Source organism: Cellulophaga tyrosinoxydans, assembly GCF_900176415.1.
Taxonomy (GTDB): Bacteria; Bacteroidota; Bacteroidia; order Flavobacteriales; family Flavobacteriaceae; genus Cellulophaga; species Cellulophaga tyrosinoxydans.
This window is the reverse complement of record NZ_FWXO01000002.1, coordinates 119,769-145,501: the sequence shown is the minus strand read 5'-3', so window position 1 is coordinate 145,501 and position 25,733 is coordinate 119,769. Positions and strand designations below refer to the sequence as shown.

28 protein-coding genes are annotated in these 25,733 nt (G+C 32.2%); 11 read left to right on the top strand and 17 right to left on the bottom strand.

The features are described from left to right. Positions 1-40: 40 nt before the first annotated feature. Complete coding sequence (locus tag B8963_RS16015; protein WP_200810825.1) at positions 41-184, top strand: hypothetical protein; 144 nt, start codon at positions 41-43, stop codon at positions 182-184. 20 nt (positions 185-204) lie between these two features. Here B8963_RS16015 and B8963_RS07655 read toward each other — a convergent pair whose 3' ends face one another. Continuing rightward, positions 205-867: an endonuclease III domain-containing protein gene (locus B8963_RS07655; protein ID WP_084060922.1), complete on the bottom strand. Its 663-nt coding sequence runs from the start codon at positions 865-867 to the stop codon at positions 205-207. A 100-nt stretch (positions 868-967) separates the two neighbouring features. On the opposite strand from B8963_RS07655, the gene bcp reads away from it, so the two are divergent. Further along, a complete protein-coding gene (gene bcp, locus B8963_RS07650) occupies positions 968-1,417 on the top strand; it encodes a thioredoxin-dependent thiol peroxidase (RefSeq protein WP_084061290.1) in 450 nt (149 codons plus the stop codon). A 41-nt stretch (positions 1,418-1,458) separates the two neighbouring features. On the opposite strand, the gene B8963_RS07645 is transcribed toward bcp, so the two are convergent. Continuing rightward, the gene (locus B8963_RS07645; RefSeq protein ID WP_084060921.1) at positions 1,459-2,916 is read right to left on the bottom strand and encodes a nicotinate-nucleotide adenylyltransferase; all 1,458 of its coding nucleotides are present in this window, start codon (positions 2,914-2,916) and stop codon (positions 1,459-1,461) included. Between the two features lie 85 nt (positions 2,917-3,001). Between B8963_RS07645 and B8963_RS07640 the strand changes: the two genes are divergently transcribed. Next, on the top strand, positions 3,002-3,766 hold the full coding sequence (locus tag B8963_RS07640; protein WP_084060920.1) for an MBL fold metallo-hydrolase: 765 nt from the start codon (positions 3,002-3,004) through the stop codon (positions 3,764-3,766). A 13-nt stretch (positions 3,767-3,779) separates the two neighbouring features. Then, positions 3,780-4,274: a hydrolase gene (locus tag B8963_RS07635; RefSeq protein WP_084060919.1), complete on the top strand. Its 495-nt coding sequence runs from the start codon at positions 3,780-3,782 to the stop codon at positions 4,272-4,274. A gap of 20 nt (positions 4,275-4,294) precedes the next feature. On the opposite strand, the gene B8963_RS07630 is transcribed toward B8963_RS07635, so the two are convergent. The 10 genes from B8963_RS07630 to B8963_RS07585 form a co-directional block, all read right to left on the bottom strand. Beyond that, on the bottom strand, positions 4,295-4,948 hold the full coding sequence (locus tag B8963_RS07630) for an alpha/beta hydrolase (protein WP_084060918.1): 654 nt from the start codon (positions 4,946-4,948) through the stop codon (positions 4,295-4,297). A gap of 19 nt (positions 4,949-4,967) precedes the next feature. Further along, on the bottom strand, positions 4,968-5,288 hold the full coding sequence (locus tag B8963_RS07625; RefSeq protein WP_084060916.1) for a hypothetical protein: 321 nt from the start codon (positions 5,286-5,288) through the stop codon (positions 4,968-4,970). A gap of 89 nt (positions 5,289-5,377) precedes the next feature. Continuing rightward, positions 5,378-5,701 carry a magnetosome magnetite crystal formation protein family gene (locus B8963_RS07620; RefSeq protein WP_084060914.1) on the bottom strand — a complete coding sequence of 108 codons (324 nt, stop codon included), beginning with the start codon at positions 5,699-5,701 and terminating at the stop codon, positions 5,378-5,380. A gap of 49 nt (positions 5,702-5,750) precedes the next feature. Next, positions 5,751-7,004, bottom strand: coding sequence for a dihydroorotase (locus B8963_RS07615; protein ID WP_084060912.1), 1,254 nt, complete (start codon positions 7,002-7,004; stop codon positions 5,751-5,753). After that, entirely contained in the window at positions 7,001-8,920 is a 1,920-nt protein-coding gene (locus B8963_RS07610) for a BatA domain-containing protein (RefSeq protein ID WP_084060910.1), read from the bottom strand. Before B8963_RS07610 ends, B8963_RS07615 begins: the two co-directional genes overlap by 4 nt. A 74-nt stretch (positions 8,921-8,994) precedes the next feature. Further along, positions 8,995-9,345 (bottom strand): ribose-5-phosphate isomerase, encoded by a 351-nt coding sequence (locus B8963_RS07605; protein WP_084060908.1) that lies wholly within the window; start codon positions 9,343-9,345, stop codon positions 8,995-8,997. Positions 9,346-9,366: 21 nt separating this feature from the next. Then, complete coding sequence (locus B8963_RS07600) at positions 9,367-10,374, bottom strand: glycosyltransferase family 2 protein (RefSeq protein ID WP_084060906.1); 1,008 nt, start codon at positions 10,372-10,374, stop codon at positions 9,367-9,369. Positions 10,375-10,386: 12 nt separating this feature from the next. Continuing rightward, on the bottom strand, positions 10,387-11,079 hold the full coding sequence (locus B8963_RS07595; protein WP_084060904.1) for an SGNH/GDSL hydrolase family protein: 693 nt from the start codon (positions 11,077-11,079) through the stop codon (positions 10,387-10,389). A 19-nt stretch (positions 11,080-11,098) separates the two neighbouring features. Next, complete coding sequence (locus tag B8963_RS07590; protein ID WP_143312489.1) at positions 11,099-11,518, bottom strand: hypothetical protein; 420 nt, start codon at positions 11,516-11,518, stop codon at positions 11,099-11,101. Between the two features lie 56 nt (positions 11,519-11,574). Beyond that, positions 11,575-11,844: a hypothetical protein gene (locus B8963_RS07585; RefSeq protein ID WP_084060901.1), complete on the bottom strand. Its 270-nt coding sequence runs from the start codon at positions 11,842-11,844 to the stop codon at positions 11,575-11,577. 403 nt (positions 11,845-12,247) lie between these two features. Between B8963_RS07585 and B8963_RS07580 the strand changes: the two genes are divergently transcribed. Further along, entirely contained in the window at positions 12,248-13,789 is a 1,542-nt protein-coding gene (locus B8963_RS07580) for an alkaline phosphatase PhoX (RefSeq protein ID WP_084060900.1), read from the top strand. A gap of 33 nt (positions 13,790-13,822) precedes the next feature. Further along, entirely contained in the window at positions 13,823-15,601 is a 1,779-nt protein-coding gene (locus tag B8963_RS07575; RefSeq protein ID WP_084060898.1) for a cytochrome-c peroxidase, read from the top strand. Positions 15,602-15,632: 31 nt separating this feature from the next. Here B8963_RS07575 and B8963_RS07570 read toward each other — a convergent pair whose 3' ends face one another. Genes B8963_RS07570 through B8963_RS07560 form a run of 3 tightly spaced genes read right to left on the bottom strand, consistent with a single transcriptional unit; the run spans position 15,633 to position 17,619 of the window. Continuing rightward, positions 15,633-16,397: a TIGR02757 family protein gene (locus B8963_RS07570; RefSeq protein WP_084060896.1), complete on the bottom strand. Its 765-nt coding sequence runs from the start codon at positions 16,395-16,397 to the stop codon at positions 15,633-15,635. Continuing rightward, a complete protein-coding gene (locus B8963_RS07565) occupies positions 16,397-16,954 on the bottom strand; it encodes a CPBP family intramembrane glutamic endopeptidase (protein WP_084060894.1) in 558 nt (185 codons plus the stop codon). Before B8963_RS07565 ends, B8963_RS07570 begins: the two co-directional genes overlap by 1 nt. Further along, positions 16,951-17,619: an ABC transporter ATP-binding protein gene (locus tag B8963_RS07560; protein ID WP_084060893.1), complete on the bottom strand. Its 669-nt coding sequence runs from the start codon at positions 17,617-17,619 to the stop codon at positions 16,951-16,953. Before B8963_RS07560 ends, B8963_RS07565 begins: the two co-directional genes overlap by 4 nt. Before the next feature lie 258 nt (positions 17,620-17,877). On the opposite strand from B8963_RS07560, the gene folE reads away from it, so the two are divergent. The 5 genes from folE (at position 17,878) to B8963_RS07535 (ending at position 22,995) form a co-directional block, all read left to right on the top strand. Then, positions 17,878-18,477 (top strand): GTP cyclohydrolase I FolE, encoded by a 600-nt coding sequence (folE, locus tag B8963_RS07555; protein WP_084060891.1) that lies wholly within the window; start codon positions 17,878-17,880, stop codon positions 18,475-18,477. A gap of 59 nt (positions 18,478-18,536) precedes the next feature. Then, entirely contained in the window at positions 18,537-18,836 is a 300-nt protein-coding gene (locus B8963_RS07550) for a hypothetical protein (protein WP_084060890.1), read from the top strand. Positions 18,837-18,939: 103 nt separating this feature from the next. Beyond that, positions 18,940-19,896 (top strand): tRNA dihydrouridine synthase, encoded by a 957-nt coding sequence (locus B8963_RS07545; RefSeq protein WP_084060888.1) that lies wholly within the window; start codon positions 18,940-18,942, stop codon positions 19,894-19,896. Positions 19,897-19,934: 38 nt separating this feature from the next. Further along, on the top strand, positions 19,935-22,127 hold the full coding sequence (locus B8963_RS07540) for a B12-binding domain-containing radical SAM protein (protein ID WP_084060886.1): 2,193 nt from the start codon (positions 19,935-19,937) through the stop codon (positions 22,125-22,127). Between the two features lie 25 nt (positions 22,128-22,152). Then, positions 22,153-22,995 (top strand): DMT family transporter, encoded by an 843-nt coding sequence (locus B8963_RS07535; protein WP_084060884.1) that lies wholly within the window; start codon positions 22,153-22,155, stop codon positions 22,993-22,995. On the opposite strand, the gene B8963_RS07530 is transcribed toward B8963_RS07535, so the two are convergent. Then, on the bottom strand, positions 22,988-24,250 hold the full coding sequence (locus tag B8963_RS07530) for a BamG family beta-barrel-assembly machinery protein (RefSeq protein ID WP_143312488.1): 1,263 nt from the start codon (positions 24,248-24,250) through the stop codon (positions 22,988-22,990). The two genes, B8963_RS07535 and B8963_RS07530, sit on opposite strands and share 8 nt — an antisense overlap. Next, positions 24,234-25,568, bottom strand: a complete 1,335-nt coding sequence (locus B8963_RS07525) for a DUF4270 family protein (RefSeq protein ID WP_084060883.1) — start codon at positions 25,566-25,568, stop codon at positions 24,234-24,236. Before B8963_RS07525 ends, B8963_RS07530 begins: the two co-directional genes overlap by 17 nt. Positions 25,569-25,733 lie beyond the last annotated feature (165 nt).

Below are 25,733 nucleotides of genomic sequence, written 5' to 3'. Positions count from 1 at the left end.
CGTTTTAGTGGCGTTATCTTAACATAACAATACTATTAATATGGAAAAAATTTACTCTGACAATCAAAATGCTTGCAAGCTAGCAAAGGCTTGTCCAGAAACTGTACAGTTCCTGATGAATTATTCTAAATCGTTAAATATTGTTACGTATAACAATATTCAGTTTGAAAATAATTTAAATTAAAAAACTAAAAAGAGCCGCAATTAGCGGCTCTTTTTAGTTTTATAGTATTCGTCAATCACTGATTTTCTTCCTATTGTTCGGGTAATTACATCTTTTTCAAGATCCCAACCACGAGCAGGAGAATATTCTCTACCATACCAAATAATCTGCAAATGCAAATCGTTCCAAATTTCTTTAGGGAATAATCTTTTGGCATCTTTCTCAGTTTGTACTACATTTTTCCCGTTCGTAAAACCCCAACGGTACATAAGTCTGTGAATATGGGTGTCTACAGGAAAAGCCGGAATTCCAAATGCTTGAGAAACAACTACACTAGCAGTTTTATGGCCTACTGCCGGAAATTCTTCTAATAATTCTAATTCTTGAGGAACCAGGCCGTCATATTTCTCTATCAACATTTTAGAAAGCCCATGGATACCTTTTGCTTTCATTGGAGATAAACCAACAGGTTTTATAATATCACGAATTTCTTCTACAGTCATTTTTACCATATCATACGGGTTATCAGCTTTTTGAAACAGTAAAGGTGTAATCTGATTAACGCGAACATCTGTACTTTGTGCAGACATTAACACTGCAATAAGTAAAGTATAAGGGTCTTTATGATCCAAAGGCACAGGAATAGTAGGATATAATTCCTTTAGTTTCTGAATAGTGAATTCTACTTTTTCTGTCTTTGTCATTGGTATTATTTATTAATCAATTTAAAAATTGAATAGGTTTTAGCTGTTTATGGCGATAGTTAATCTGTATTTTTACGAAACGAATTTAATTAAAAAAGCTATGAAAACTTTAAAAGTAGGGGATAAGGTTCCTTCATTTTCCTCAAAAGATCAAGATGGTAATGTTATAAATCTTTCTGATTATTTAGGAAAGAAACTAATTGTATTTTTTTATCCAAAAGCGAGCACCCCTGGTTGTACGGCTGAAGCTTGCAACCTGAGAGATAATTATAAAGAATTGCAAAAGCAAGGTTATGAATTACTAGGTGTAAGTGCAGATTCTGAAAAGCGTCAGGCAAATTTTAGAGACAAATATAAATTTCAGTTTCCGCTTTTAGCCGATGAAGATCATACTGTTATTAATGCTTTTGGCGTTTGGGGCCCTAAAAAATTTATGGGAAGATCCTACGACGGTATTCATAGAATTACCTTTATTATTGATGAAAAAGGTGTGGTTTCTAAAGTTATAGACAAAGTAAAAACAAAAGATCATGCTGCACAGATAGTATAAATAAAGCCCTAAATAAATATTATTTAGGGCTTTTTATACTTTTATTCATCAGGGCTAGATGATATTTCTTTACGAGAAAAAAGTCTTTTTGTTTTAATTATTTCAGCAATACCTTCAGGCAATACTTCTTCCCAACCATCTTCGTTATTAATAATTTTTTTAAGAACGTCTCTAGAGAACACATGTAGTATATCTGGATCATAGTCTATAATATCCATAACTTTGCCATTGTATTTAAAGAACTTATATAGCTCTTTCATTCGTGGGTGTACTTTAACGTTGTTACTTGTCATAATTTGACCAGTATCTTCATTTTTCATTGGGTACAAATACACTTTTAAGTCTTTAAAGAATAACTTACCAAAAGCTTCTAAGATTCCACCACTTAAGTGACGATAGTATTTTTCATCAAAAATATCAACAAGATTGTTTACACCCATTGTTAAACCAATTTTAGCTTTGGTATAATTGCTAAAATATTCTACTAGTTTAAAATATTCTTGAAATTTAGAAATCATTACGGTATGTCCAAGCGAACAAAGTAATTCCGCTCTGTCCATAAAATCTTGTTCATCAATCTCACCAGAGGCTTTTAAATTAGAAAGCGTAATTTCAAAAATAACAATGGTGTTTTCTTCTTCTACACTAGGCTCGCGAACAAAAATATCATAAGACTTTTTAAGCATGTCCATATTTACTTTTGTCACAGGTCTAAAACTTCCTCTTAACGCAAGAATGTTTTTCTTGTATAAAATGGCTGCTGGAAGCAAATTATTACCATCTGGGCCAAACATAACCGCATCGGTCATATTATTTTTAATGAGCTGTAAACTCATTAATCTGTTATCTACATTTTTAAAGTTTGGACCTGAAAAGTTAATCATGTCTACTTCTAAAGTATCTTTATCTAGATGATCATAAAGATATTTAAGAATTTTTCTAGGCTGATCGTGCTTATAAAATGCACCATAAATTAAGTTTACTCCAAGAATACCTAAAGTTTCTTGTTGTAATCTAGCTTCATTTTGTTTAAAACGCACATGAAGTATAATTTCATCGTATTCCTTTTGAGTAGGATCTAACTGGTATCGTATACCTAACCAACCATGTCCTTTATATCTTTTAGAAAAATCTATAGTAGCAACGGTGTTGGCATAAGAAAAAAACAATCTTTCCGGATGTTTTTTTCTACTAATCCGATCTTCCATATTGGTCATTTCATGACTCAACATTTTTTTTAATCGCGATTGGGTTACATAACGCCCGTCTTCTTCAATACCGTAAATAGCATCACTAAAATCTTTATCATAAGCACTCATTGCTTTTGCTATAGTACCAGATGCTCCTCCGGATCTAAAAAAGTGCGCAGATGTTTCTTGGCCAGCACCAATTTCAGAAAAAGTACCGTAAATATCAGGATTGAGATTTATACGTAAAGTTTTGGATTTTATTGAGGGAATATTCTCAAAAACACTATCCTTATTTAAAACAGAAGCCATTTATTTTTTGTTTGCAACAAAGTTAATAAGATTGGTCAATCTAATAAATAAATATGTTATAAATTTGACTCAAATAGGCATATAAGTGACAATTATTTTTTTAGGAACTGGTACATCTCAAGGAATTCCAATAATTGGGAGCAATCATCCCGTATGTTTGAGTAAAAATCCAAAAGATAAAAGACTTAGAGTATCTGTTTTAGTCTCATGGGATAACTACAATTATGTAATAGATTGTGGACCAGATTTTAGACAACAAATGTTAGCTAATCCAATCCCGAAATTGGATGGTATATTATTTACCCATGAACATTCTGATCATACTGCTGGAATAGATGATATTAGACCTTTCTTTTTTAGACAAGGTGATATTCCTATTTACGCCCATGAAAGAGTTATTAAAGCATTAAAAATAAGATTTGACTATATTTTTGCAGATGAAAACCGATATCCGGGTGCACCAGCAGTAAAAATTAATCGAGTGCAGAATGGAAATTCTTTTAAAGTTGGAAATACTATTGCAATACCGATAAATGTATTGCACAATAGATTGCAGGTATTTGGATATAGAATTAAAGATTTTGTTTATTTAACCGATGTGAAAACTGTAGCGCCAGAAGAAATAAAAAAGATTAAGGGCGTTAAGGTGTTGGTTGTAAATGCTTTACGCATAGAGCCGCATCATTCACATTTTAATCTAGAAGAGGCGCTTGCATTTATAAAAGAAGTTAATCCAGAGCGCGCTTATTTAACACACATAAGTCATTTATTAGGTTTTCATGATGAAGTTGAAAAAACCTTGCCGAATAATGTATTTTTGTCTTACGATAATCTTAAGGTAACTATTTAAATAAAATTATAAAATGAAGAATAAAATTTTCTTGTACCTATTTGTTTTTTCTGCTTTAATCGCATTATATCTTTTTGTAAGTAGTGGAAATATGTCAAAAGAGAATAATACTAAAATTGCTTCGCTAGAAAAAGAAACGGTAAAGTTAAAAGACTCTCTTAAAAACCTAAACTTGAAAATGCTCGAAATGGAGTATTTTTCATTAGATAATAATGATGACGCTTTTGCATATTATCAGCATTTAAATTTAAAGAATACCTCTGGATATATAGCTGATAAATTACTAGAAACCAATGAAAGTACTGGAGATAATCCTTTAATTCCGTATGAAGGTATGGAAGGAGATTTTAAAATTAATAAGATAAAGGTGCTAAATCATAAATGGATTATAGCTGATTTTTCAGATGGGCAATATTGGGGAGATATCATATTAAAATATGAACTTAAAGATGATCTTGGGGTTGATTTTCAACTACTGGATCACTTGCTTTATGCACGAAGCAACTAATTTTTTAATTAATACATTACTTATTTCTCTAACCATTTTTTAAATGAATAAAAATTCTGGGGAGCAACACCATGCCCTACAGGAAATTCTTCATAGGTATTTTTAATATGTAATTTATTTAAGAACTCGGGTGCTCTAGAGGCCCATTCTACGGGTATTACTTGGTCTACAGAACCGTGTGAGCTATATATTTTTAAATTAGAGAAGTTGTTATTTTGATAATTAGCTGCAAGGATATTTTCGTTGATATAACCACTTAATGCAATGACACGTTGCACCTTTTCAGGGTAAGATAAGGCAACGGCATAACTCAGAATTGTTCCTTGACTAAACCCAAGTAAGGTAACATTTTCGTGGTCCAAATGATACGCATTACAAGCTTCTGTTATAAATTTACTTATTTTGTCTCGTGACGACTTTGCTTGTTCATCATCACTCCATTTGCCCTGTTCTGCATCAAAATTAATGGCATACCAAGCATTGCCAAAAGGCTGCATGTTATAAGGTGCTCGAATTGAAATTATAAACAAATCCTCCGGTAATTCATTAGCAAAAGAAAATAAATCTTCTTCATTACTACCGTACCCATGTAGCATAAATAGCACAGGAGCCTTTTTATTTAAAATTGAAGATGGTCTTATAATATGATATAGCGATAATTCTTTTGTTTGCATGCTTATGTTGTAGAATATATTATTTGATGAAAGTAAACCATTTTTGGTAGAGTGGTCCAACAATTGGCATTTCTTGTTTTTTGCCAGTTAACGCACCAGTAAATCCATAGCCCCAAAGTACTACATAGAAAATGTAAAGACCATAAAATGCATATTGCCCTCCCCAAAGATTAATAAATATGGCAAACGCTATAAACGTTAAGTGTAAACCAAATGCTTGTCTCGAATGGTAACGGGCAAAATCATACTGTGGTTCATTATTCATACTAATAGCTATTAAAGCACCAACTATGGTGAAATAAGCTATTATTGCTGTGGTTTTTCCTTTTATTACTTCCATGGCTTCAAATTTAGAATTACTACAGGTTCTAAACAAAAAAAATAGGCTCCAAATTTTGAAGCCTATTTGTTAGAATAAGATATATAATTTTATTTTCCGCCAATATCACCTATAACAGGAATTTTTTCATCTTTAAGATTCATTGCGTTAATGGCTCCAAGAATAGCTAGTACCCAAGGTAAATATGTTAAATAACTCAACAATGAAATGCTGGTAATCATAATTAATATAAATACAGCAATGGAAAGTACAATCGCAAATATCCAAATTCTTAAAGACTGTCCAACATGAAAACTCACGAATTCATTTTTTTTATCTCCTTGATTCGTAAAATATGCAATAGCTAGACCTATTATGGTAATATAACTAACAATAGCCATTGTTTTTCCTTGTTCTTTTGTGGTTTGATCCATTTTGTGTTGGTTTTTAGGTTATAAAATATAATAATAAACTCAAAAGTAACTAAAATAGTATTTCATTATTAGAAATAATCCCAATTACTTTTCCTTTTAATTCGCAATTAAAAAATGCACTATTCTTACTTGTAGAAATACTATTTTCTTTAGTAAGTTTATGTTTCGTCTCAGGATTAAATAGGGTAATAGCTGCTTTTTCACCTTTAGCTAATTTAGGAGTTTCAATACCGAAGCGTTCACGTCCTTTGGTTAGTAATGTTATTGTTGTTTCTAAATCAAACAATTGATTAAGAATTCCGAAACTACTTTCTAGTCCAATAGTACCATAAGCGGCATTATCAAATTCTACATTTTTTTCCTCTATATCTATTGGTGTATGGTCAGAGGTGATAAAATCAATTGTTCCATCTGTAAGGCCTTTTATAAGTGCTTTTACATCTTTCTTGGTTCGTAATGGAGGGATTACTTTAAAATTGGTATCAAACTCCATTAAAGCATCATCAGTAAAATACACGTTATGTATGGCTACACTAGCACTAACATCTAGTCCTTTCTTTTTTGCCCCAGCAATTAACTTAACGGCATTTTCAGTAGAAACAGTAGGTATGTGTAATTTACCGCCAGTGTATTCTAATATAAATAAGTCTCTAGCAATTTGTAAATCTTCGGCAAGCGCAGGAATTCCTTTTAAGCCTAATAGTGTTGCTGTCTTTTCCTCGTTTACCACTCCTTTGCCAGCAATCTGCGTATCCATTGGAAATGAATAAACTAAGCCATTAAAACCTTGTGCATATTGCAATGCAATTTTAAGCAGATTAGAGTTCTTGGTTGCTCTTTTAAAGTCATTAAAACCAACAGCTCCTGCGTTTTTCATGTCGAAAAGTTCCGCTAATACTTCGCCTTCAGATTTTACGGTTAAGGTTCCTAAAGGATGTAAATTGGTTGCATATTTCTTTGCGGTAGATTTTAGAAAAACTATGTCAGAACTAGAGTCGGGTAGTGGATTCGTATTTGGGTTCAGAATAATATCTGTAAATCCACTCTTACCAGCAGTTAAAAGCCCGTTTTCTATGGTTTCTCTTTCTTCATGTCCAGGTTCACCAAAACAAACGCTACTATCAAACCATCCAATAGAAACATGTAGGTTATTTTCATGAATTACTTTGGTTTGCTTTTCTGCTTCAATCTTAACGGCAATTTCTGCAATGGTTCCATTTTTTATAAGAATATCCCTCTTTTTTAAATGGAGTTCCTTATTTGCAGGATCAATTATCTTAACAGCTTTTAGTAGTATGTTCATTTCATATATTTTTGAATACCAATTTCAATCAAAGCAAATAATAGTGCTAAAATAACAAACCATTTCCAAAGCTCGTTAACACGATTATCTTTTTCTAAATCTTGAAATAAATCTGTCAACGAATCCTCTTGGATTATATTGGTAAGTTCATCTAAATTGGCATAAACTAAATTGCTTTCTTTTCGTGGGTAATTAAAGCTAATACTTTTAAGTATTTTGTTTTTTGAAGTTATAAGATAGTTGCCATCTTCCCGCGGATTATCAATAAAAGTTAAAGAAACTTTGTTTAAAAAAGGCTGTTGTAGGGGAATAAATTCGTAATCATCTTTAGTGATTTTTAAAACTTCGTCTTTTGATAATTCTACTGCAATATCGGTAGTATTTGTTGTGCCAATTGTAGTGTAGAGTTCATCTTGTTTAAGACTTTCAACACCCATTTTATAAAAAGTAGGAACAACTAAGGGCGAATTTTTAAAGTTTGAATAACTTCCAGACAATGCAGATGTAAAGAAGTAAACACCTTTTCTTCCAACCAAAAAAGGAGCACCATCAGCATAAGAAAGAATATTTGGCAAACCTGATTCTAGGCTAAAATAATTTGTTACGGTAGGATATTGAAAATTTGAAACTTTACGATCAAAAACATGCTCATACAGTGGATGATCAAAACTAATAGTAGTTATTTCTTGTGATGATTTTTTGGATGAAAATGTACTCCCGAATGTTTTTAAAAACGTATTGTAGTTTTGAGTTTTCCCTTGATCGTTTGGGATAAGAACTAAAGTACCCCCTGTACTGCTGAATGAGTTTAAAGCTTGTTGCAGGGTGATTGGAATTTCAATAAGTTCGTTTAATACAATAATGTTTTGCTTTTCTAAATCACTATAATTTAAATTAGCAATGGTGCTTTTAGTTAGTTTAAACTCTTCATCTGTATAAATTCTAGACAAAAACGTATTTTCTTCCTTCTCAGCAATTAATAAAACATTGATTTTTTCTCTTTTATGGATACTAAAATAGAAGGTATTGTCATAATCCAAGCCATTATCTTCAATAACAATTTTGCCTTTAACCGGATCATTTGTATTTATAGTAAAGGCAATTTTAGCGCTATTGGTTTCATTAAAAACAGCTGAAGTTTTTGAAATTAATTTTTCACCATTGTATATGGCAACAGGTATATTGTCTGTGGCGTTTATGGTTGATAAAGTAGCGCTTAGCGTAATAGTCTCGCCTGTATTTTCAGCTATGTAAACACTGTCAATAGCGCTGTTGGCCATTTTGTTAGGCTCCATTTTTACAAAATAAGTATTCTTATTTTGAACGCTATCGCACCATTTCTGATTTTGATGTTGTTGAAAATCGGAAATTACAATCAAATTTTTTAAGGTGTTCTCAGCATTGTTGTAAAGTGATTGTGCTTTAAGTTGTATTTCAGGCAAGGTTAATTGGTTTCCCGAAAATGGTAGAGAAAGCAGGTTGTTCCGAATTTCTTTTAGCGTAGTGTTATCAAAATTAGCATTGTTAGTAAACAAATTAATGTTTTTATCATTCGGAGCACTTTTTAGCAAGTCTTGTACGGCACTTTCTAAGAGCGTTACAGACTCTTTCTTTGCTTGCATACTAAACGAATTGTCTAAATAAATAACTGTATCTTTTGTGACAAATGCGGTGCTTTTGGCAAAATAAGGCTGAGCAAAAGCCATAATTAAAAAGGCGAATAGCAATAAACGAGTTGCCAATAAAAGCCACTTTTTTAAAGACCTGCTTTTTCTAGATTCACTAACCACTTTTTGCAACATTTTTACATTTGTAAAAGTTGTTATTTTAAAGCGGCGTAATTGTAAAAGATGAATTAAAATAGGAATAATTAGAAGTAATAATGCCCAAAGTATTTCTGGATTTTTAAATTGCATTCCTAAGTTTTGTTTGACAAATATAATTAAAATATGCTTGTAGTTTTAATGCAATTTATAGCTGCTTAAGATATTTAATTATACCAAACCGCATATCGTTTTCTTCTTAATTCTAAGGCTAATTTTTCTTCCATTTGCAAGGCTTCTGCTCTTGTGTTCATTGGGGCAATATGGTTATATAAACTAGGCCGTAGATAACTGCCATATTTATACACAATTTTTGCGGCAAGTTTATGTCCCTTTTTATTAATAAAATCTGTTTTGTGTTGTTCAAAACGTTCCTTAGGAGTTTTACTTGTCATTCCTACATACAAACATTCTAATACGCCATTAAACTGTGGGTTGGCAGTCCTGAATTTTGTATTTTCTGTAAAAACACGTTTATGAAGTTCTATAACATAAACACGGTATTGCGTTTTGGGCATGACTAATTTTTAATCTTAAAGTTAACAAAAGAAGAAATAATCTTCAGCAGCTTTAAAAGCTAGTTTATGTAAAAATGCTCTAATAAATCGTTGTTCATCTTTATTTGCTACTGTTACAATAATTTGCGGGTTTGGTAAGGTGTTTAATAGTAAGAATTGTTGCATTTCAATACCATATATATGCTTGCCTATTTTTTTCTTATTGTTGCAAATCCAATTAAAAGAAATGTTTTGATCTATTAATTTTTGCGCTATCTGTTTGCCTTTTTTTCCAGCTCCCCAAACAACCAAATTACGATCTGTATGATAATCTATTTTTAAAAAATAGCTCATTTTTAGATCTAAAAAGTAGTTCTCAGCATAATGTTTACTTGTTCTTGATGTTCTATCGTCATAATCTCGCCACAAATGTAAAATTTGATTACAAGGGATGCATTTCAACTTTTTTTGATAAAACCGAAAGGCCAAATCATAGTCTTCAGGATAAATATTGGAATTGAACCCACCACATAAATCAAAATCTACTCGAGAGACCATCCAACATGGAGATGGTATAACACATTCTTTATAAATTTCCGAGAAATTGGTCCCAATACGAGTTAATTTATTGAGCCATTTCTCATAAGAATAATAGCCATTGCTTATTCCTTCTTTTGAAAAATAGGATACTTGACCTAAAGCTATATGTCCATTACCTGTATTTTGCAATGCAGTAACCATAAGCTCTAATTTATTCGGAACCATGATGTCATCAGAATCCATTCTAGTAACGTACGTACCTTTAGACTTGGAATAGGCAAATTGCAATGCATCTATAATTCCCTGGCCATTAGTATTATAACTAAATATTCGAGAATCTTTTTTAGCATAAGATTCTACAATTGCCTTGCTACTATCAGTGGAGTGATCATTTACAATAATTAGCTCAAAATTGGCATAGGATTGCTCCAAAATAGAATCTAAGCATTCAGGTAAATAATTAGCTGTATTTTTAAAAGGTACAATAATACTAACCAGTGGATAGTGCATGTATAGTAGAATTTATTCCTGTAATAAAGCCTTATTTATTGCTTCAATTACTAAAGGTGTCATAATATCATAACCTGCAATTGTTGGGTGTACACCATCTTCGGAATATTCAGCCTTCATTCCCTTATTATCATCCACTAAAGCCGTATAATAATCTAAATAAATACAATTGTTTTTCTCCGCATAATCCTTTAAAAAAATATTCATCTCAATTACTTTATCTGCAGGATAAATCGACGGTCTCCAAGGAAATTTGTTAGCTGGTAAAATAGAGGACAGTATTACTTTTATTTTATTTGCCTGTGCCAGTTCTACCATTGAAATTATATTGTCTTGAATCATTTTAAGCGTTGTTGGTCCTGTATTTTCTGCAATATCATTAATACCTGCAAGAATTACCACTGCCTTAGGTTTTAAGGCTATAACATCAGCCCTAAAGCGTACTAACATTTGAGGTGTTGTCTGCCCACCAATACCTCTATTTATATACGATGTACTATCGCTAAACAATTCCGGATTTCCATAATCTTTCCAACCTTGTGTTATAGAATTGCCCATAAAAACTACGCGGTTTTCATGAGCAGCAGGAAGACCTATTTTTTCGTTTTCAGCTTTATAGCGTTCAAAATTTGGCCAATCTTGGCTTTGAAGTGGTGCGGACATAAATAAGAATAAAGTAGAAAGTTTTAAAAATAATTTTTTCATTTATCAGGATGGAATAATATTATACTTGTTTTTGCTCATCAGGTTTTAGCTGAAGATCTGTAATAAGCTTGTTTTTTGTGGGGTTTTGAAAAGCTAAATAGGCAACTAAGCAAATGGCAATGGTAAAATATAAGGAATACCGAGTAGACATAAACTCTACAAGTGCCAAAAGAGCGGCACCTTCAATCAATGCAAATTTTAGAATTGAAGCAGCTTGATATTTAGCAAATTTCTGTGCTAGTGTAGCCGATTTATCTATTTTAGAAAGTTCTTGTTTAAATACTAATTTACTGCCAAAATATGCCAAAATAGCTATGGACGGTACCAAATAAATATAGAAATCGCCTTCCATAGTAAACTGGGTTACAAATCCTTCTCCAGAAAAATAAGCCACTATACCAAAAATAACTAATCCTAAGACTAGGGCAATATGGATCATCTTTAAAATTTTTAATGACATGGTGTACACTTGCTTTTATAAAAAGCAATTTACCATTATTTTATGATAAGCCAAGTAACAAATGCCAATAGTGCTAAAGTGAGAGTAAAAGAAATAATATTTATAATCATTTCAGTTTTCTTATACCCTTTAATTTTAGATTTTATTGCTTTCATCTGTTCTTTAGTAGCTTTTTTAAAAACAGGTGTGTCTTCATCGATTATTCTTTTATAATCGCCTTTTTTTCGCAAAGTTCGCTTCTTTAAAAGGTCTCTGTTGGCCTTTAAAGTTTTGATTGCGTGTAACATGTGTCCAGCTCCTCCCATACTAATAGTTTTTGGATGCTTCTATTATATAAGTATGCTATTTTCTAAAATTGTTACAAGAATAACTGCTCTTGTTTGTTTATTATCATTTGATATAAGGAGCAAGGTTTGGAATATGACAATTTAAACCAAATTATAAATTCAACTTAAAAAAAATAGATAATTGATTTACAGTATTCCGGATTACTTTTTCTCATCCATAGAATGTAAAATTATGATATTCAATTATTTGCACATTAAATTAACCTTAATGAAATATGTGAATAAATTAAAACTAACCTTAAAATAACATCTTAACCTTTAATTAATTATTAGGTAATCCAAGAAAAATATTAACGTAACGCTGCACTAAATGTTTCTAGATAGTTTTGGTTCCAGAATAAATAACTAAAAAACAAAAACTATGAGAACCTTTAAAATTATTTTTTTCAATGCCTTTTTGCTTATTGCGATGGGATTATCTTTTAATAGTTGTAATCCTGAAGATGGTATTGATGGCTTAAATGGTAAAGACGGTGTAGATGGAGTAGATGGTAAAGATGGCGTAGATGGTATTGACGGAGCTAACGGAATGGATGCTTCGGTATACTTGGCAAATTCAAAATCTCCAACTTTACTAAAAGTAACAAGTGATTTCGTAAACTTAAAAATATCCTTATTACTAACTTCTGAAGATATTATTCCAAACTCTCCAGACTTCGTTTATGGCTCTTTGGCAGATGGTGCTGGATTATTAGATAACGGTGATGAAACCTACACATTAATCAATAACATAGAGGGTGATTATTCTATTGCTAGAATTATGCTGAATAAAAATTTAAGACCATTCTATGGTGAATATATTTTGAATGCTGAAGCGACGGCTTCAACAGCTATGTGTTCTGGTACTTTAATTACGAATAATGAACACGGATTTGGACCATTATACTTATCAGGTGGTGAATGGGGTGGCTCTTCAAAAGGAGTATTTGTTGTAGACCCAGCAAAAAGTGCTGATGCAGCTAGTACAGGTGAAATGTTACCTGCTTTAGGTCAATGGTCTACAGAAAATGCAGTACCGATTGGGAAAGATGCATATTCAGATAAAACCGTTGTGTTTATTGGAGATGATCATTCAGATAACAGTGTGCCTTCTGGTCAATTAGGAATGTATGTTGGTAATAGAGGTGATTTAAGCGGAGGAAAATTATATGGTTTAAAAGTTACCACTGCAGGGATTGATTTTGAAATGGATATGGAAGAAGGTACAGAATACGAAGCAGAATTCGTGGAGCTAGAAGAAAAGGAAATTGATGCCTTAGATGCTGAAGCAAAAACTAAAGGGGTCATGGGCTTTTCTAGATTAGAAGATATTGATTGGAGAAGAGGTTCAGCCGCCAACCAAAGAGAAATTTATTTCTGTGTTACAGGTCGTTCTAGTGCTGGCTTAGTTGGTAAAGGATCTATTTTAGGTCGCGTTTATAAAGTTGTACTGAATGAAAATGACCCAACCGGAACTGCAAAAATCACCTGTGTTTTAGATGGAGATAAAGTAGGTGGTAAAGCAGAAGGTTTTCATTCGCCAGATAACATTTTAGTTACAGAAAATTACGCTTATATTCAAGAAGATCCGAACGGATATTTAGATACTTCAGTGAACGGATACGCAAAACTATACCAATATAACCTGGCAACAGGAGAAATTAAAACCGTTTTAGAATGTGATCAAAACAGAGCTGAAAGCTTAGGATATGGTAAGGCATCGAGTACTTGGGAAATTACAGGTATGATTGATGTTACCGATATTGTAAATAATGGTGAAAATACCTTTTTAGTAATGACTCAAAATCACGGTTGGGAGCCAGCAGATGGCACATCTTTTACAGATCCTAAAGCTATTTCAGATATATCATCAGCAACAAAAGAAGGTTCAATGATGTACATGATTAAAGGTTTAGATAGATAATTTTGAAAAAATGTCATGAATAAAATCCTATTTATGAAAGCTAAGACATATACTTTTGGTATATGTCTTTTGCTTTTACTAACAACTGCTTGCAAAAACGATAAAAAACCAATTTCCTTAATAAATACGGATGAAGAAATAACTAAATTTTTTAAGTCTCAATTAAATGATTGTATTCAATATTTAGAAGCTATCAAGGGTACTAACCAAATAACTATTAATACAGAATTCTACAAAAAAGCTCGATTAAAGTTTAAGGCCATTGAGCCTATTTTAGCAGCTATTGATAAAAATAATTACAAATCACTCAATGCTCCTAACATTTTACAAGTGCAAGAAGAAGATTTTACCGATGTTAAGATCCGAAATCCTTTTGGGTTTCAGGTAATAGAAGAATTACTTTTTGGTCCTGAGGCAGATAGTTTAGCACTTTACAATACAATAAGTCTCACAAAAAATAGACTTAAGTTAATTCACAAAAACGCGCAAATAAACTTGAAAGACCATCATTTAATATGGCTTTTTAGAAATCAAATAGTACGTACGGCCACAACAGGTATTACAGGATTTGATTCGCCAGTATTAGGTCAGTCGTTATTGGAATGCCAAACAACCTACCAAACTTTAATTGATTTAACTGAAATTTTAAGACCAAAATTTAATTCAAATCAGTTGTATACAGCGCTAATAGATTCATTCAAGAATTCAATTTTAGCGCTAGATCATGATTTTGAAAGCTTTGATCGTTACGGTTTTATTAAAAATAATACGGATAAGCAATTAGAATTATTGGTAAAAGTTCAAAAAGATTGGCAGGTAGAATTTCCTTTTGAAATGGCGATTTCTAATGATGCTACAGCTCTTTTTGGATCAAATACATTAAATGTATTTAATTTTTCAGATTACAAGAGTGATACTTTAAATTTAAAGGAAAAGCAATTTTTAGGAAAGCAGTTATTTAATGATAAAATGCTGTCTAAAAATTATCAAATGGCCTGTGCTACGTGTCATATTAAAGATAAAGCTTTTACAGATGGCAAAAAAACATTTGATAAAAATCAAACACGAAATACACCAACTTTAACTTACGCAGCTTATCAACAAAGTTTTTTTATGGATGGACGTTCAGGAAGTTTGGAGGGTCAGATAGTTGGAGTGGCCAATAACCATAACGAGTTTAATTTACCAATGGATTCTATTGTAAATCGTATTCTAAAAACGCAGCATTATCAAGTAAAATTAGATTCACTTTATAAAGGAAAAAGAATGGAATATAATGTAAGGCATGCCATTGCTTCCTATATCCGAACCTTGAATAGTTTTGACTCTAAATTTGATAAAAATATTACGGGACTTGAAGATACTTTGACAGAAGATGAAATTTCTGGATTTAATTTGTTTATGGGAAAGGCTGCTTGTGCTACTTGTCATTTTGCCCCTTTATTCAACGGAACAGTACCTCCTGATTATAAAGATACAGAAATGGAGTTGATAGGTGTTCCAGAACAAAATGATACAATTAATGCTGTAATAAGTAGTGATTTAGGTAGGTATAACATGTTTAAAACCCAAGAACGCAAACATTTTTTCAAAACACCGACTGTTCGAAACATTGAAAAAACAGCTCCTTATATGCATAATGGGGTCTATACAACGCTAGAACAAGTTGTTGATTTTTATAATAGGGGTGGAGGGCAAGGCATAGGAATTAATGAAGAATATCAAACGCTTCCTTTTGACAATTTGCAATTAACCAAAAAAGAGCAAGCGGCAATTGTTGCCTTTATGAAAACTTTAACCGACTCCGAATAAGATAATTTAATCCTCTCTATTTTTGAGGGGATTAAAATTTTTCAAAAACACCTAAGCCAAATAAAGCAAAATCATATTTAGCAGGATCGTTGGCATCCATTTTTCTTAGGTTTTTGTCCAATTCAGCCAAGGCCTTAGCATCATTCTGTTTGCGTTTCAGTAAATTTAATTTTCGAGCTACATTACCAGAATGAACATCTAGAGGACATGATAAATAGGCTGTAGGTATAGATTGCCATATTCCAAAATCTACGCCAGTGAATGCATCACGCACCATCCATCTTAAAAACATATTTATACGTTTCGCTGCAGAACCTCTCATAGGATCAGATATATGCTTTGTTGTTCTTTTTGGGTGGGGAATTTCGAAAAATACGTTCTTAAATTCAGATATGGCAGGTTGCATGGAATTATTAATACTATTCTTTTTAAAAATAGCCTCTAAACCTCCGTGTTTTAAATAGATGTTTTTAAGACTTATGATAAAAAATTTTAAATCTTCACTATTAAAAGTTCTATGAACAAAATTATCAAACCTCGCTAAATCTGCTTTTTTATGGTTTAGTATAAAATCATAAGGAGAATTATCTAACAACTCCATCATTTTTTTTGCATTGGTAATAATACTCTTTCTATTACCCCAGGCGATGGTTGCCGTTAAAAAAGCGCTTATTTCTATATCTTCTTTTAAGGTGTACGAATGTGGAATCTGAATTGGATCCGCGTCTAAAAAAGTAGGTCTGTTGTATTCTATTACTTTTTCATCAAGAAAAATTTTCAAATCGGCTTTTTTCATCATTTTGTTGATTCTTCTAATACAGTAAAGATCATAAATGGCAAAAATAAAATTCCATTATGTAAGGCATGTAGCAATATAGAATAGAATAGGCCTAGCTTTACTCTGGTATAGCCTAAAAAAACTCCTGCTGCCAACTGCGGAGCCACTATTAATGGTGCTAGCCACAGGTAATTGGTATAAAGTTCAAAATTTGAAAGATGCACAGCACCGAAAAGTATAACAGAAAGGTAAAATACTAGATTATAGTATTTGAAATTTTTAAATAAAACCAATGGTGCTCTAAAAATTAGTTCCTCTAGAATTGGAGCAAAAATAACCACAAAAATAAATAGAACGTAAATAGAGTATTTTTCAATTAATGTTTCAATTCCATGATCTCCCAAGTCAATATTAAAGGCTTCAGTGATAGCATCAATGGTGAATCCTAAACCAATACTAAAAGCAATAGCCAAAAAAAGAACTCTCCTAAAAATTTGCCATTTTTGAGCTTTTTCCTCAATAGTAAAGGGTGCGGATGTTGGGTTTTTAAGATAATTCCAAATAGTCAAAATCATAGCGAATCAACCATTTTACCATCAACCATGGTTAATTTTCGATCTGCCATTTCTGCTAATTCTTCATTGTGGGTAACGATTACAAAGGTTTGTCCAAATTCGTCACGTAATCTAAAAAACAATTTATGAAGATTATCCGCACTTTCAGAATCTAAATTTCCACTAGGTTCATCTGCAAAAATAACACTTGGGTTATTTACCAAGGCTCTTGCTACAGCCACTCGCTGCTGCTCTCCACCGGAAAGTTCGCTAGGTTTATGATGATATCGGTGCGATAATCCTAAAAAATCTAATAATTCTTTCGCTCGCTTTTCTGCAACGGATTTTGAAGTATTTTTTATAAAAGCTGGAATACATACATTTTCTAAAGCCGAAAACTCAGGGAGTAGCTGATGAAATTGAAAAATAAATCCAATATTTTCATTTCTAAATTTTGCAAGCTCCTTTTCGCTCAGTTTGGTAATATCTGTATCCTTAATTAATAGTTGACTATCAGTTTTATTAGATTGTACATCTAATGTTCCTAAAATTTGTAAAAGTGTTGTTTTTCCTGCACCAGAAGGACCAACTATAGATACTATTTCACCTTGAGTGATATGCAAGTCTACACCTTTTAGAACTTGAAGATCACCATAATATTTTTGAATATTCTCTGCCTTAATCATGCGTATAAAATTACGGTATGAAAGTAAGCATAAGCATAGACATGACAAAACAACATATATGAGGTTTAGCAATTACACGTATTAAATTCTAGTGTAATAATCTTTAGAGATAGTATTTACCAGTTTAGTCAACATGGGATATAGTATCTTTGCAATTAAATTTTAGTTAAATTAAACTTTAAGAATTTTATTTACGTAACTTTGTTTAATAATTAGTTTAAATAGTTAAACAAAAATATAACACTAAGGAAATAATAAATGGCACCATATAAAAAGTTTGAAGAATACAATATTGAAATAACAGACGATGTACGTCAAAATTACTCCACAATTATTGAAGGGGTAGGTGAGGATATTACAAGAGAAGGACTTGTGAAAACTCCTGAAAGAGCCGCTAAAGCAATGTTGTATTTAACACAAGGATATCAACAGGATCCTGTAAAAATATTGCAAGGTGCAATGTTTAAAGAAGATTATGATGATATGGTGATTATTAAGGATATAGAATTATATTCTCTTTGTGAGCATCATATGTTGCCTTTTTTTGGCAAAGCACATATAGCCTATATTCCTAACGGACATATTGTGGGTTTAAGTAAAATACCTCGTGTAGTAGATGTTTTTGCAAGACGTTTACAAGTGCAAGAACGTTTAACCCACGATATTTTGGAATGTTTAAATAACACCTTGAAGCCCAAAGGAGTAGCGGTAGTAATTGAGGCATCGCACATGTGTATGATGATGCGTGGTGTTCAAAAACAAAACTCAGTAACTACAACGTCTGGTTTCAGAGGTCAGTTTGAAAAACAAGAGACAAGAAATGAGTTTTTAAAATTGATTAGCTCAAATCTATCGTAATAGATAATTTAATTTTGGCATTCATTTTGATTGATACTAATTAAATCATAAATTTAAATATGTCAAATACAAAAGATAAAAAAATACGCCATCTATTTCTGAGTTTACTTTTTGATGGGATAGGGATGTTGTCCTATGTAATACCTGGGTTAGGGGAGGTTTCCGACATGATTTGGGCACCCATTTCAGCATGGATAATGACTAGAATGTATAAAGGTAAAATTGGACAAGCCGCAGGATTAGTAACCTTTGTAGAAGAGTTAGTACCTGGTCTGGATTTTATACCAACGTTTACCATCATGTGGTTTTACACCTATGTTTTTAAAAGTCAAAAAACAGATAAAATAATAAACGCATAGTTAAATCCTCGGTTCATCGCCGAGGATTTTTTGTTTTATAAAATTGCTATTTTATAAATAATACTGTTGAAGAAGCTATCTTTGCAGCTTATTAAATTTTTGAATGAGTTTTACCCTGCTTTCTTCTCCATTACAAGGCTTTACGGATTTTAGATTTCGGAATGCATTTCATCATTTCTTTGGTGGAATAGATACATTTTATGCTCCTTATATTCGATTGGACGGAAAACTAGTTATAAAATCGTCCTACCAGCGCGATTTACAACTGGAAAATAATACTAGCCTCCATTTAATTCCTCAAGTCATGACCAATGATGCGGAAGAATTTTTATTTGTTGTAAAATACATTCAGGATTTAGGGTATACAGAATTAAATTGGAATTTAGGTTGCCCTTATCCAATGGTAACTAAACGCGGAATGGGATCTGGTTTAGTAAAGGAAGCCGATAAAATAGATTATATCTTAGATCGCGTACATACCGAAACAAATGTGATTGTTTCAATGAAAATGCGAATGGGTTATGACGACAGTAGCGAAATTTTAGATACATTTCCGGTACTTGAAAAATATCCTATTAAAAACATTGCCATTCATGCGCGAATAGGCAAACAGTTGTACAAAGGTGGAGTAGATTTAGACGCTTTTCAGCGTTGTGTAGAAAATACCAGTCATAAATTATATTATAACGGTGATATTACTACAGTTTCGGGGTTTAAAAAAATGCAAGAACGCTTTCCCAGTATTGATCATTGGATGATAGGAAGAGGATTAATTGCAGATCCGTTTTTGCCTAGTATGATAAAAGCAAATACGCTAGAGTATCCTGAGAATAGATGGGAAATTTTTAAAGAATTTCACGACACTATTTATCAAGAGTATGATGCTTTTTTATCTGGACCAACGCCTATAAAAATGAAAATGCAAGGGTTTTGGGAATTCTTTTCACAGTCATTCTCTAATCCACAAAAAACATTTAAGGCTATAAAAAAAGCAAATAATCCAGTGGCCTATCAGAGCACAGTCGCCGAAATTCTAAAGAAAGAAATATCCTTGTCATAAAGTAATGGCTTACCTTTGCCACTTATTTTATATTGCATTTGAAAGATATTTTATTAATAACTCCGCCATTTACACAATTAAATACGCCTTATCCTGCAACGGCATATTTAAAGGGTTTTTTGAATACAAAGAATATTTCTTCGTTTCAAATTGATTTAGGTATAGAAGTTATTATTGAATTATTTTCAAAAGAACAGTTCACCAAAGTGTTTGCCCATGCAGAGCAAAAGAATACCATTCTCACGGATAATAGTAAACGTATTTTTGCTTTAAAGGAATCTTATTTAAATACCTTAGATGCTGTAATTGCTTTTTTACAAGGTAACAATGCCACTTTTGCAAGACAAATATGTACCGATGGTTTTTTGCCACAAGCTTCCCGTTTTCAGCAATTAGATGATCTGCATTGGGCTTTTGGAGAGATGGGATTACATGATAAGGCCAAACATTTAGCTACGTTATATCTAGAAGATTTATCAGATTTTATAATAGAATGTGTAGATGCCAATTTTGGCTTTAGCCGTTACGCTGAACGCTTGGGGCGAAGTGCAAATTCCTTTGATGAAATATATGATAGTCTTCATAAAGAACTGACCTATATAGATCAAATTACCTTAGCTTTATTGCACGAAAAAATAGCAAAACTTCAACCAAAATTAGTGTGCTTTTCAGTACCATTTCCTGGAAATTTGTATAGTGCCTTTCGATGTGCTCAATATATAAAAAAGAATTTTCCAAGTATAAAAATCGCAATGGGAGGCGGTTTTGCAAATACCGAATTGCGATCAGTTTCTGACAAAAGAGTATTTGAGTTTTTCGATTTTATTACTCTGGATGATGGCGAATTACCAATAGAATTATTAATTAATTCCCTCTCAAATAATATTGCAAAAGAGCAGCAGTTTAAACGGACGTTTTTACTACAAAATAACAAAGTGGTGTACAGTAACAACTGTAATAAACCAGATTACAAACAGAGTGAGGTTGGTACTCCAGATTATACCGATTTATATTTAAACAAATACATCTCTGTTATTGAAATAGCCAATCCTATGCATAGTTTATGGAGCGATGGTCGCTGGAATAAGCTAACCATGGCGCATGGTTGCTATTGGGGGAAATGTACTTTTTGTGATATATCACTTGATTATATAAAAATATACGAACCTATTGCCGCAACCCTGCTTGTTGATAGAATGGAAGAATTAATAAGCAAAACCGGTGAAAACGGATTCCATTTTGTAGATGAAGCGGCACCACCGTCTTTAATGAAGACTTTAGCTTTAGAAATTATTAAACGAAAACTAATAGTTACTTGGTGGACGAATATTCGCTTTGAAAAAAACTTTACCGCAGATCTTTGCTTTTTGTTAAAAGCATCAGGTTGTATTGCCGTTTCAGGCGGTTTGGAAGTAGCCTCGGACCGATTATTAAAATTGATTGATAAAGGCGTAACGGTAACTCAAGTAGCACAAGTTACTCGTAATTTTACTAAAGCCAATATTATGGTTCATTCGTATCTAATGTATGGCTATCCAACCCAAACCGAGCAAGAAACTATCGATAGTCTTGAAATGGTACGTCAGTTATTCCAAATTGGAGTGTTACAATCTGCTTTTTGGCATCAGTTTGCACTAACAGCGCATAGTCCAATAGGTCTTGCTCCAGCAGAGTTTGGTGTAATTCCTGATTTAAAAGAAATTACCTTTGCAAATAATGATATAGATTTTAAAGATGCGACAGGGATAGACCATGCTAAATTTAGTTTTGGTTTAAAAAAATCGTTATTCAATTATATGCATGGTATTGGCTTTGAAACACCATTACAACAATGGTTCGATTTTAAAATTCCTAAAACGCAAATACCTAAAAATTTTATTGAGAATTCATTGCAGACTCCGTTGGATTTTAAAATAAAACCAACAGCTAAAATTCTTTGGTTAGGTTCTATACCAGAAGTAGAAATTGTAACAAAATCAAAAAAAGGACAATCATGGGAGCAATTAAAATTGAGTTTTCATGATAAAAGAAAGGTACATGTTATTATGTTGGAGAAGACTGTAGGCGAATGGTTTTTTGAGCAGCTTAAAAGTTTACAAATTATTGATGGTCAGCAAAATACCTTGGCAGCATTAAAAACCGATTTTGAAACTACATTAGAAAATTTTGAGTTGTTTTGGTTTTCTAAGCCAATACAAACAGTAAAAGAAATTGGGCTACTAACATTATAATTTTCTGCCCATAAAGAAATATTGAATGGATTTTAAAAAAGCATTGATGTATATGGTTATCAGTACATTGTCATTCACTTTCATGAATGCCACTGTAAAATATCTAGTGCATTTACCGGCTTATGAATTGGTTTTTTTTAGGTCATTGGGAACTTTAATTTTAACCATGTCTTATTTAACCATTAAGAAAATTCCCATTCTAGGAAATAGAAGAAAATTACTGATTTATAGAGGCTTAGCAGGAGTAACGTCTATGACTCTATTCTTTATGTCTCTCAAATATCTTACCATGGGAACCGCGGTTTCTTTGCGATATATTGCGCCAATATTTGCAGCTTTTTTTGCGATTTTTCTTTTAAAAGAAAAAGTGAAATTCATGCAATGGATCTTTTTTGGAATCGCATTTGGAGGTGTTTTAATTTTAAAAGGTTTTGACGGAACCTTAGATAGTTTTGGATTAATCCTTATAATCTTAGCTGCCTTTTTTAGTGGGTTGGTGTATGTTACGATTAGTAAAATTGGTAAGCAAGATCATCCTGTGGTTGTGGTGAATTATTTTATGATGATTGCCACTTTTGTTGGTGGTATACTAACAATTTTTAACTGGGTTCGGCCAGTAGGCACAGAGTGGATTTTATTATTGGGGTTAGGAATATTTGGTTATTTTGGGCAGTTGTATATGACTAAAGCTTTTCAGTCAGCTACCACAAACCAAGTAGCACCTTTAAAGTATATAGAGGTGCTTTTTACCGTTACCGTAGGCCTATTATGGTTTAATGAAATTTATACGCTCTGGAGTTTATTAGGTATTTTTATGATCATTGGTGGGCTTATATTAAATGCAATGTATAAGTCGCGTGTTAGTTAATTTTTCGTTGTCTAAACCATAAATCTTCCAAACTCATATTTAAGGTAAATAAATGATAGTTTTCTTTTATTAAAACATTATCTATTCGCCCCTTTGAGCCGTAGCTATAGGAAAAATTAATGATTGAATTAGAATGTAAGCTTACAGGCAAACCAATACCTGCTGTAATATTGTAGCCATCAACTTTTTGGTTGTTCACTTTTAAATAACCATTGTCATAATTATAGCCTAAACGGTAATTAATTCTATCGGTAAATTTAAAACTCTCCTTATTTTTTATATACTCAAAACCGAAACCAAAAATATCCTGATCAGCATAGGTGCCCGCTAATTCAGACTGGTCAGTAGCGTCCCAAAAATTCTTTTTATAATCTGCACTTAAAGCGAATGATTTAGTAAGGTTAGCATGTAATCCAAATCCAAATTCTAATGGTAAATCAAAATTACTTGCTGAATCGTTCTCATTAGTTTCTACTTCAATTTCGGTGGTACTATTTATAATTTTAGTAACGGAACGGTCTAAGCTAGCATTTAAACTTGTTGGCAATTGTACGGTACTACCAATACTAATTTTATCATTTACATCATACTGAGCGCCAAACCCAAATCTAACTCCATTGTAATTGGTAGTTTCCGTTAAACTTAAAGAACTTGTGGATAGACTAAAAGATTCATTCTCTTCAATATTTCCAAATAAAAATGACGCTGTAAGTCCAAATCTTATTTTATTCGAAATGGAATACCCAATATTAAATTTTAAATCACTTAATGACCCTAACCCAGTAACAGAACTTTCAAAAGTTTCAGTACTACCTTCAATATTAGATTGTATGCCTACTAAGGTATAACCCACATCACTATAAGGCACCATACTTATTCCAGCACCAAGACCTTCCGATATTCTAAATGCAAATGCAAGATTAGAAAAATTAACATTGGCTTTCTTTTCATTATAAGCCCTATTACTATAATTATTTAGTTCACCAGTAACGCCAATATCATAAAAAAAAGAATTTTGAGGAATAAGCGCATAGTTTGCCGGATTTAAATTATTTATCTCTGTTGCTGTTTTCCGTGCTATACCAGTGTATCCTAATGCATTGGATTTACCAATACTTGTCTGGTTTATAATTCCAAGTCCGTATAAGGAATAAGGAGAGCTTGTTAAGGCTTCTGATTGTGCAATACTATATTGGTATAAAAGCAGCGTAAAAAGTGTAATAAATAAATAGCGTTTTCTAGTTATTTTCATCATATACGGCATAGGTAAGTTCAAGTACTGTTTTGTAATTAGTGTTGTTTGTTCCATTTAGAATAAATCGGTCTACGGTAGCGTTATAATTTTCTGGTATGAGCAATAAAGTGTTGTTAGAATTTAGGTCAGTAGTTAGTATATTTTCAATATAGCTTGTTAAAGAAATTTCATAATAAACATCATTATACTCTTGGTTTGCTGTATTAAGTAAAGCACTTAGTGCAGAACCATCTGTTGCGTTAAGCTGTTGGATAATTTCATTATTAGAATCAACTTGATAAACTGTGAAATAATCTCTTAGTATTAAAAAATCATTATACGAACCTAGCACAGGTTTTATTTTAAGAGCAGCTTTTAATAGCGTTCCTTGACCGCCTATATTTTTAATTGTTTTTAAATAGGGTAATTCTATAGTTGTAGCATAACCAGTACCAGATTGTATGTAGCTTTGATTATTGCTTTTAGAACTACTAAGGCTCATTTCACCATTGGTTAATTCTTGTAAATAGGAAATAGGATTTTCAGCTGAAATTTGATTAAAAAACGGATTTGGGCTATCGGTGCTATTCAAGGAAATATCTGTATAACTCTGTACTATATCTGTTTCTTCAGCTGTGGAATAGTAAAGGCGCATGAAAAAAGTGGAAGTGCTTTTTTCAAAACCAACAACAGAGCCATTATCTTCATTTCCTGGTTGAATACTTAGTCCTTTAAATTTGCTAGTAAATTCTGCCGTATTGGTAATTACCTTGTTTTGTAGGTTATTAAAGAATTCGATTCCTAAGTTATCAGAAAGTTTTATTTGTAAAGAATCTGTGGATTGTGGTCGAGGGCTATAGCTTAAAGTTCCTATAATTTCGTCACTAGAAGCAACCGTACTTGTATTGTAGAAATAATCATCTTCATCTGGATTAAAATTTTCAATTAATCGTTTTACTTGTATGCTATTCGTCTTTGTAGTATCGTTGTAATAATACCCATCATATTTTAAAAAAAGTACAATACTATCGTACTTAGCATCTGTAGATATATAATACGAATTGGGAAGAAATCCAGAATAATTCGCACTGCGAACTGTACCGAAAATAGGATCTACATACTGCCCAATTAAAACTCTAGAGGAAGATCCTGTGTTGATTCTATCAAATTTTATTGTAGAAACTTCTACTGTCATAGTATCAACGAGAACAACCCTAATATTACTGCTAGTAAAAGCATCACCAGCTATAAAATCAGACGTATTATAAGAATCGGTACTGCAGCTTACTGCTAGTCCTATAAATACTAATAAACCCAAAAGGCGCACTTTGTATGTCATATTCAAATTTTCCTCAAATGTAATTGAGACATTGAAAGACCAATAGTGGAATAGACCAACCCACTTTTTTTTGAGACAAATACCCTAATTTATACTATAAAAATCTAGACGCTATTGGTAGATTAATTCGACCAGTTTATATGTTAAAACTAGTGCTTCATCTAT

What these genes read in the sequence shown, in the direction of transcription:
- B8963_RS16015 (WP_200810825.1), top strand. Translation starts at nt 41, where the DNA reads ATGGAAAAAATTTACTCTGACAATCAAAATGCTTGCAAGCTAGCAAAG.
- B8963_RS07655 (WP_084060922.1), bottom strand. Translation starts at nt 867, where the DNA reads ATGACAAAGACAGAAAAAGTAGAATTCACTATTCAGAAACTAAAGGAA.
- bcp (WP_084061290.1), top strand. Translation starts at nt 968, where the DNA reads ATGAAAACTTTAAAAGTAGGGGATAAGGTTCCTTCATTTTCCTCAAAA.
- B8963_RS07645 (WP_084060921.1), bottom strand. Translation starts at nt 2,916, where the DNA reads ATGGCTTCTGTTTTAAATAAGGATAGTGTTTTTGAGAATATTCCCTCA.
- B8963_RS07635 (WP_084060919.1), top strand. Translation starts at nt 3,780, where the DNA reads ATGAAGAATAAAATTTTCTTGTACCTATTTGTTTTTTCTGCTTTAATC.
- B8963_RS07630 (WP_084060918.1), bottom strand. Translation starts at nt 4,948, where the DNA reads ATGCAAACAAAAGAATTATCGCTATATCATATTATAAGACCATCTTCA.
- B8963_RS07625 (WP_084060916.1), bottom strand. Translation starts at nt 5,288, where the DNA reads ATGGAAGTAATAAAAGGAAAAACCACAGCAATAATAGCTTATTTCACC.
- B8963_RS07620 (WP_084060914.1), bottom strand. Translation starts at nt 5,701, where the DNA reads ATGGATCAAACCACAAAAGAACAAGGAAAAACAATGGCTATTGTTAGT.
- B8963_RS07615 (WP_084060912.1), bottom strand. Translation starts at nt 7,004, where the DNA reads ATGAACATACTACTAAAAGCTGTTAAGATAATTGATCCTGCAAATAAG.
- B8963_RS07610 (WP_084060910.1), bottom strand. Translation starts at nt 8,920, where the DNA reads ATGCAATTTAAAAATCCAGAAATACTTTGGGCATTATTACTTCTAATT.
- B8963_RS07605 (WP_084060908.1), bottom strand. Translation starts at nt 9,345, where the DNA reads ATGCCCAAAACGCAATACCGTGTTTATGTTATAGAACTTCATAAACGT.
- B8963_RS07600 (WP_084060906.1), bottom strand. Translation starts at nt 10,374, where the DNA reads ATGCACTATCCACTGGTTAGTATTATTGTACCTTTTAAAAATACAGCT.
- B8963_RS07595 (WP_084060904.1), bottom strand. Translation starts at nt 11,079, where the DNA reads ATGAAAAAATTATTTTTAAAACTTTCTACTTTATTCTTATTTATGTCC.
- B8963_RS07590 (WP_143312489.1), bottom strand. Translation starts at nt 11,518, where the DNA reads ATGATCCATATTGCCCTAGTCTTAGGATTAGTTATTTTTGGTATAGTG.
- B8963_RS07585 (WP_084060901.1), bottom strand. Translation starts at nt 11,844, where the DNA reads ATGGGAGGAGCTGGACACATGTTACACGCAATCAAAACTTTAAAGGCC.
- B8963_RS07580 (WP_084060900.1), top strand. Translation starts at nt 12,248, where the DNA reads ATGAGAACCTTTAAAATTATTTTTTTCAATGCCTTTTTGCTTATTGCG.
- B8963_RS07575 (WP_084060898.1), top strand. Translation starts at nt 13,823, where the DNA reads ATGAAAGCTAAGACATATACTTTTGGTATATGTCTTTTGCTTTTACTA.
- B8963_RS07570 (WP_084060896.1), bottom strand. Translation starts at nt 16,397, where the DNA reads ATGAAAAAAGCCGATTTGAAAATTTTTCTTGATGAAAAAGTAATAGAA.
- B8963_RS07565 (WP_084060894.1), bottom strand. Translation starts at nt 16,954, where the DNA reads ATGATTTTGACTATTTGGAATTATCTTAAAAACCCAACATCCGCACCC.
- B8963_RS07560 (WP_084060893.1), bottom strand. Translation starts at nt 17,619, where the DNA reads ATGATTAAGGCAGAGAATATTCAAAAATATTATGGTGATCTTCAAGTT.
- folE (WP_084060891.1), top strand. Translation starts at nt 17,878, where the DNA reads ATGGCACCATATAAAAAGTTTGAAGAATACAATATTGAAATAACAGAC.
- B8963_RS07550 (WP_084060890.1), top strand. Translation starts at nt 18,537, where the DNA reads ATGTCAAATACAAAAGATAAAAAAATACGCCATCTATTTCTGAGTTTA.
- B8963_RS07545 (WP_084060888.1), top strand. Translation starts at nt 18,940, where the DNA reads ATGAGTTTTACCCTGCTTTCTTCTCCATTACAAGGCTTTACGGATTTT.
- B8963_RS07535 (WP_084060884.1), top strand. Translation starts at nt 22,153, where the DNA reads ATGGATTTTAAAAAAGCATTGATGTATATGGTTATCAGTACATTGTCA.
- B8963_RS07530 (WP_143312488.1), bottom strand. Translation starts at nt 24,250, where the DNA reads ATGATGAAAATAACTAGAAAACGCTATTTATTTATTACACTTTTTACG.
- B8963_RS07525 (WP_084060883.1), bottom strand. Translation starts at nt 25,568, where the DNA reads ATGACATACAAAGTGCGCCTTTTGGGTTTATTAGTATTTATAGGACTA.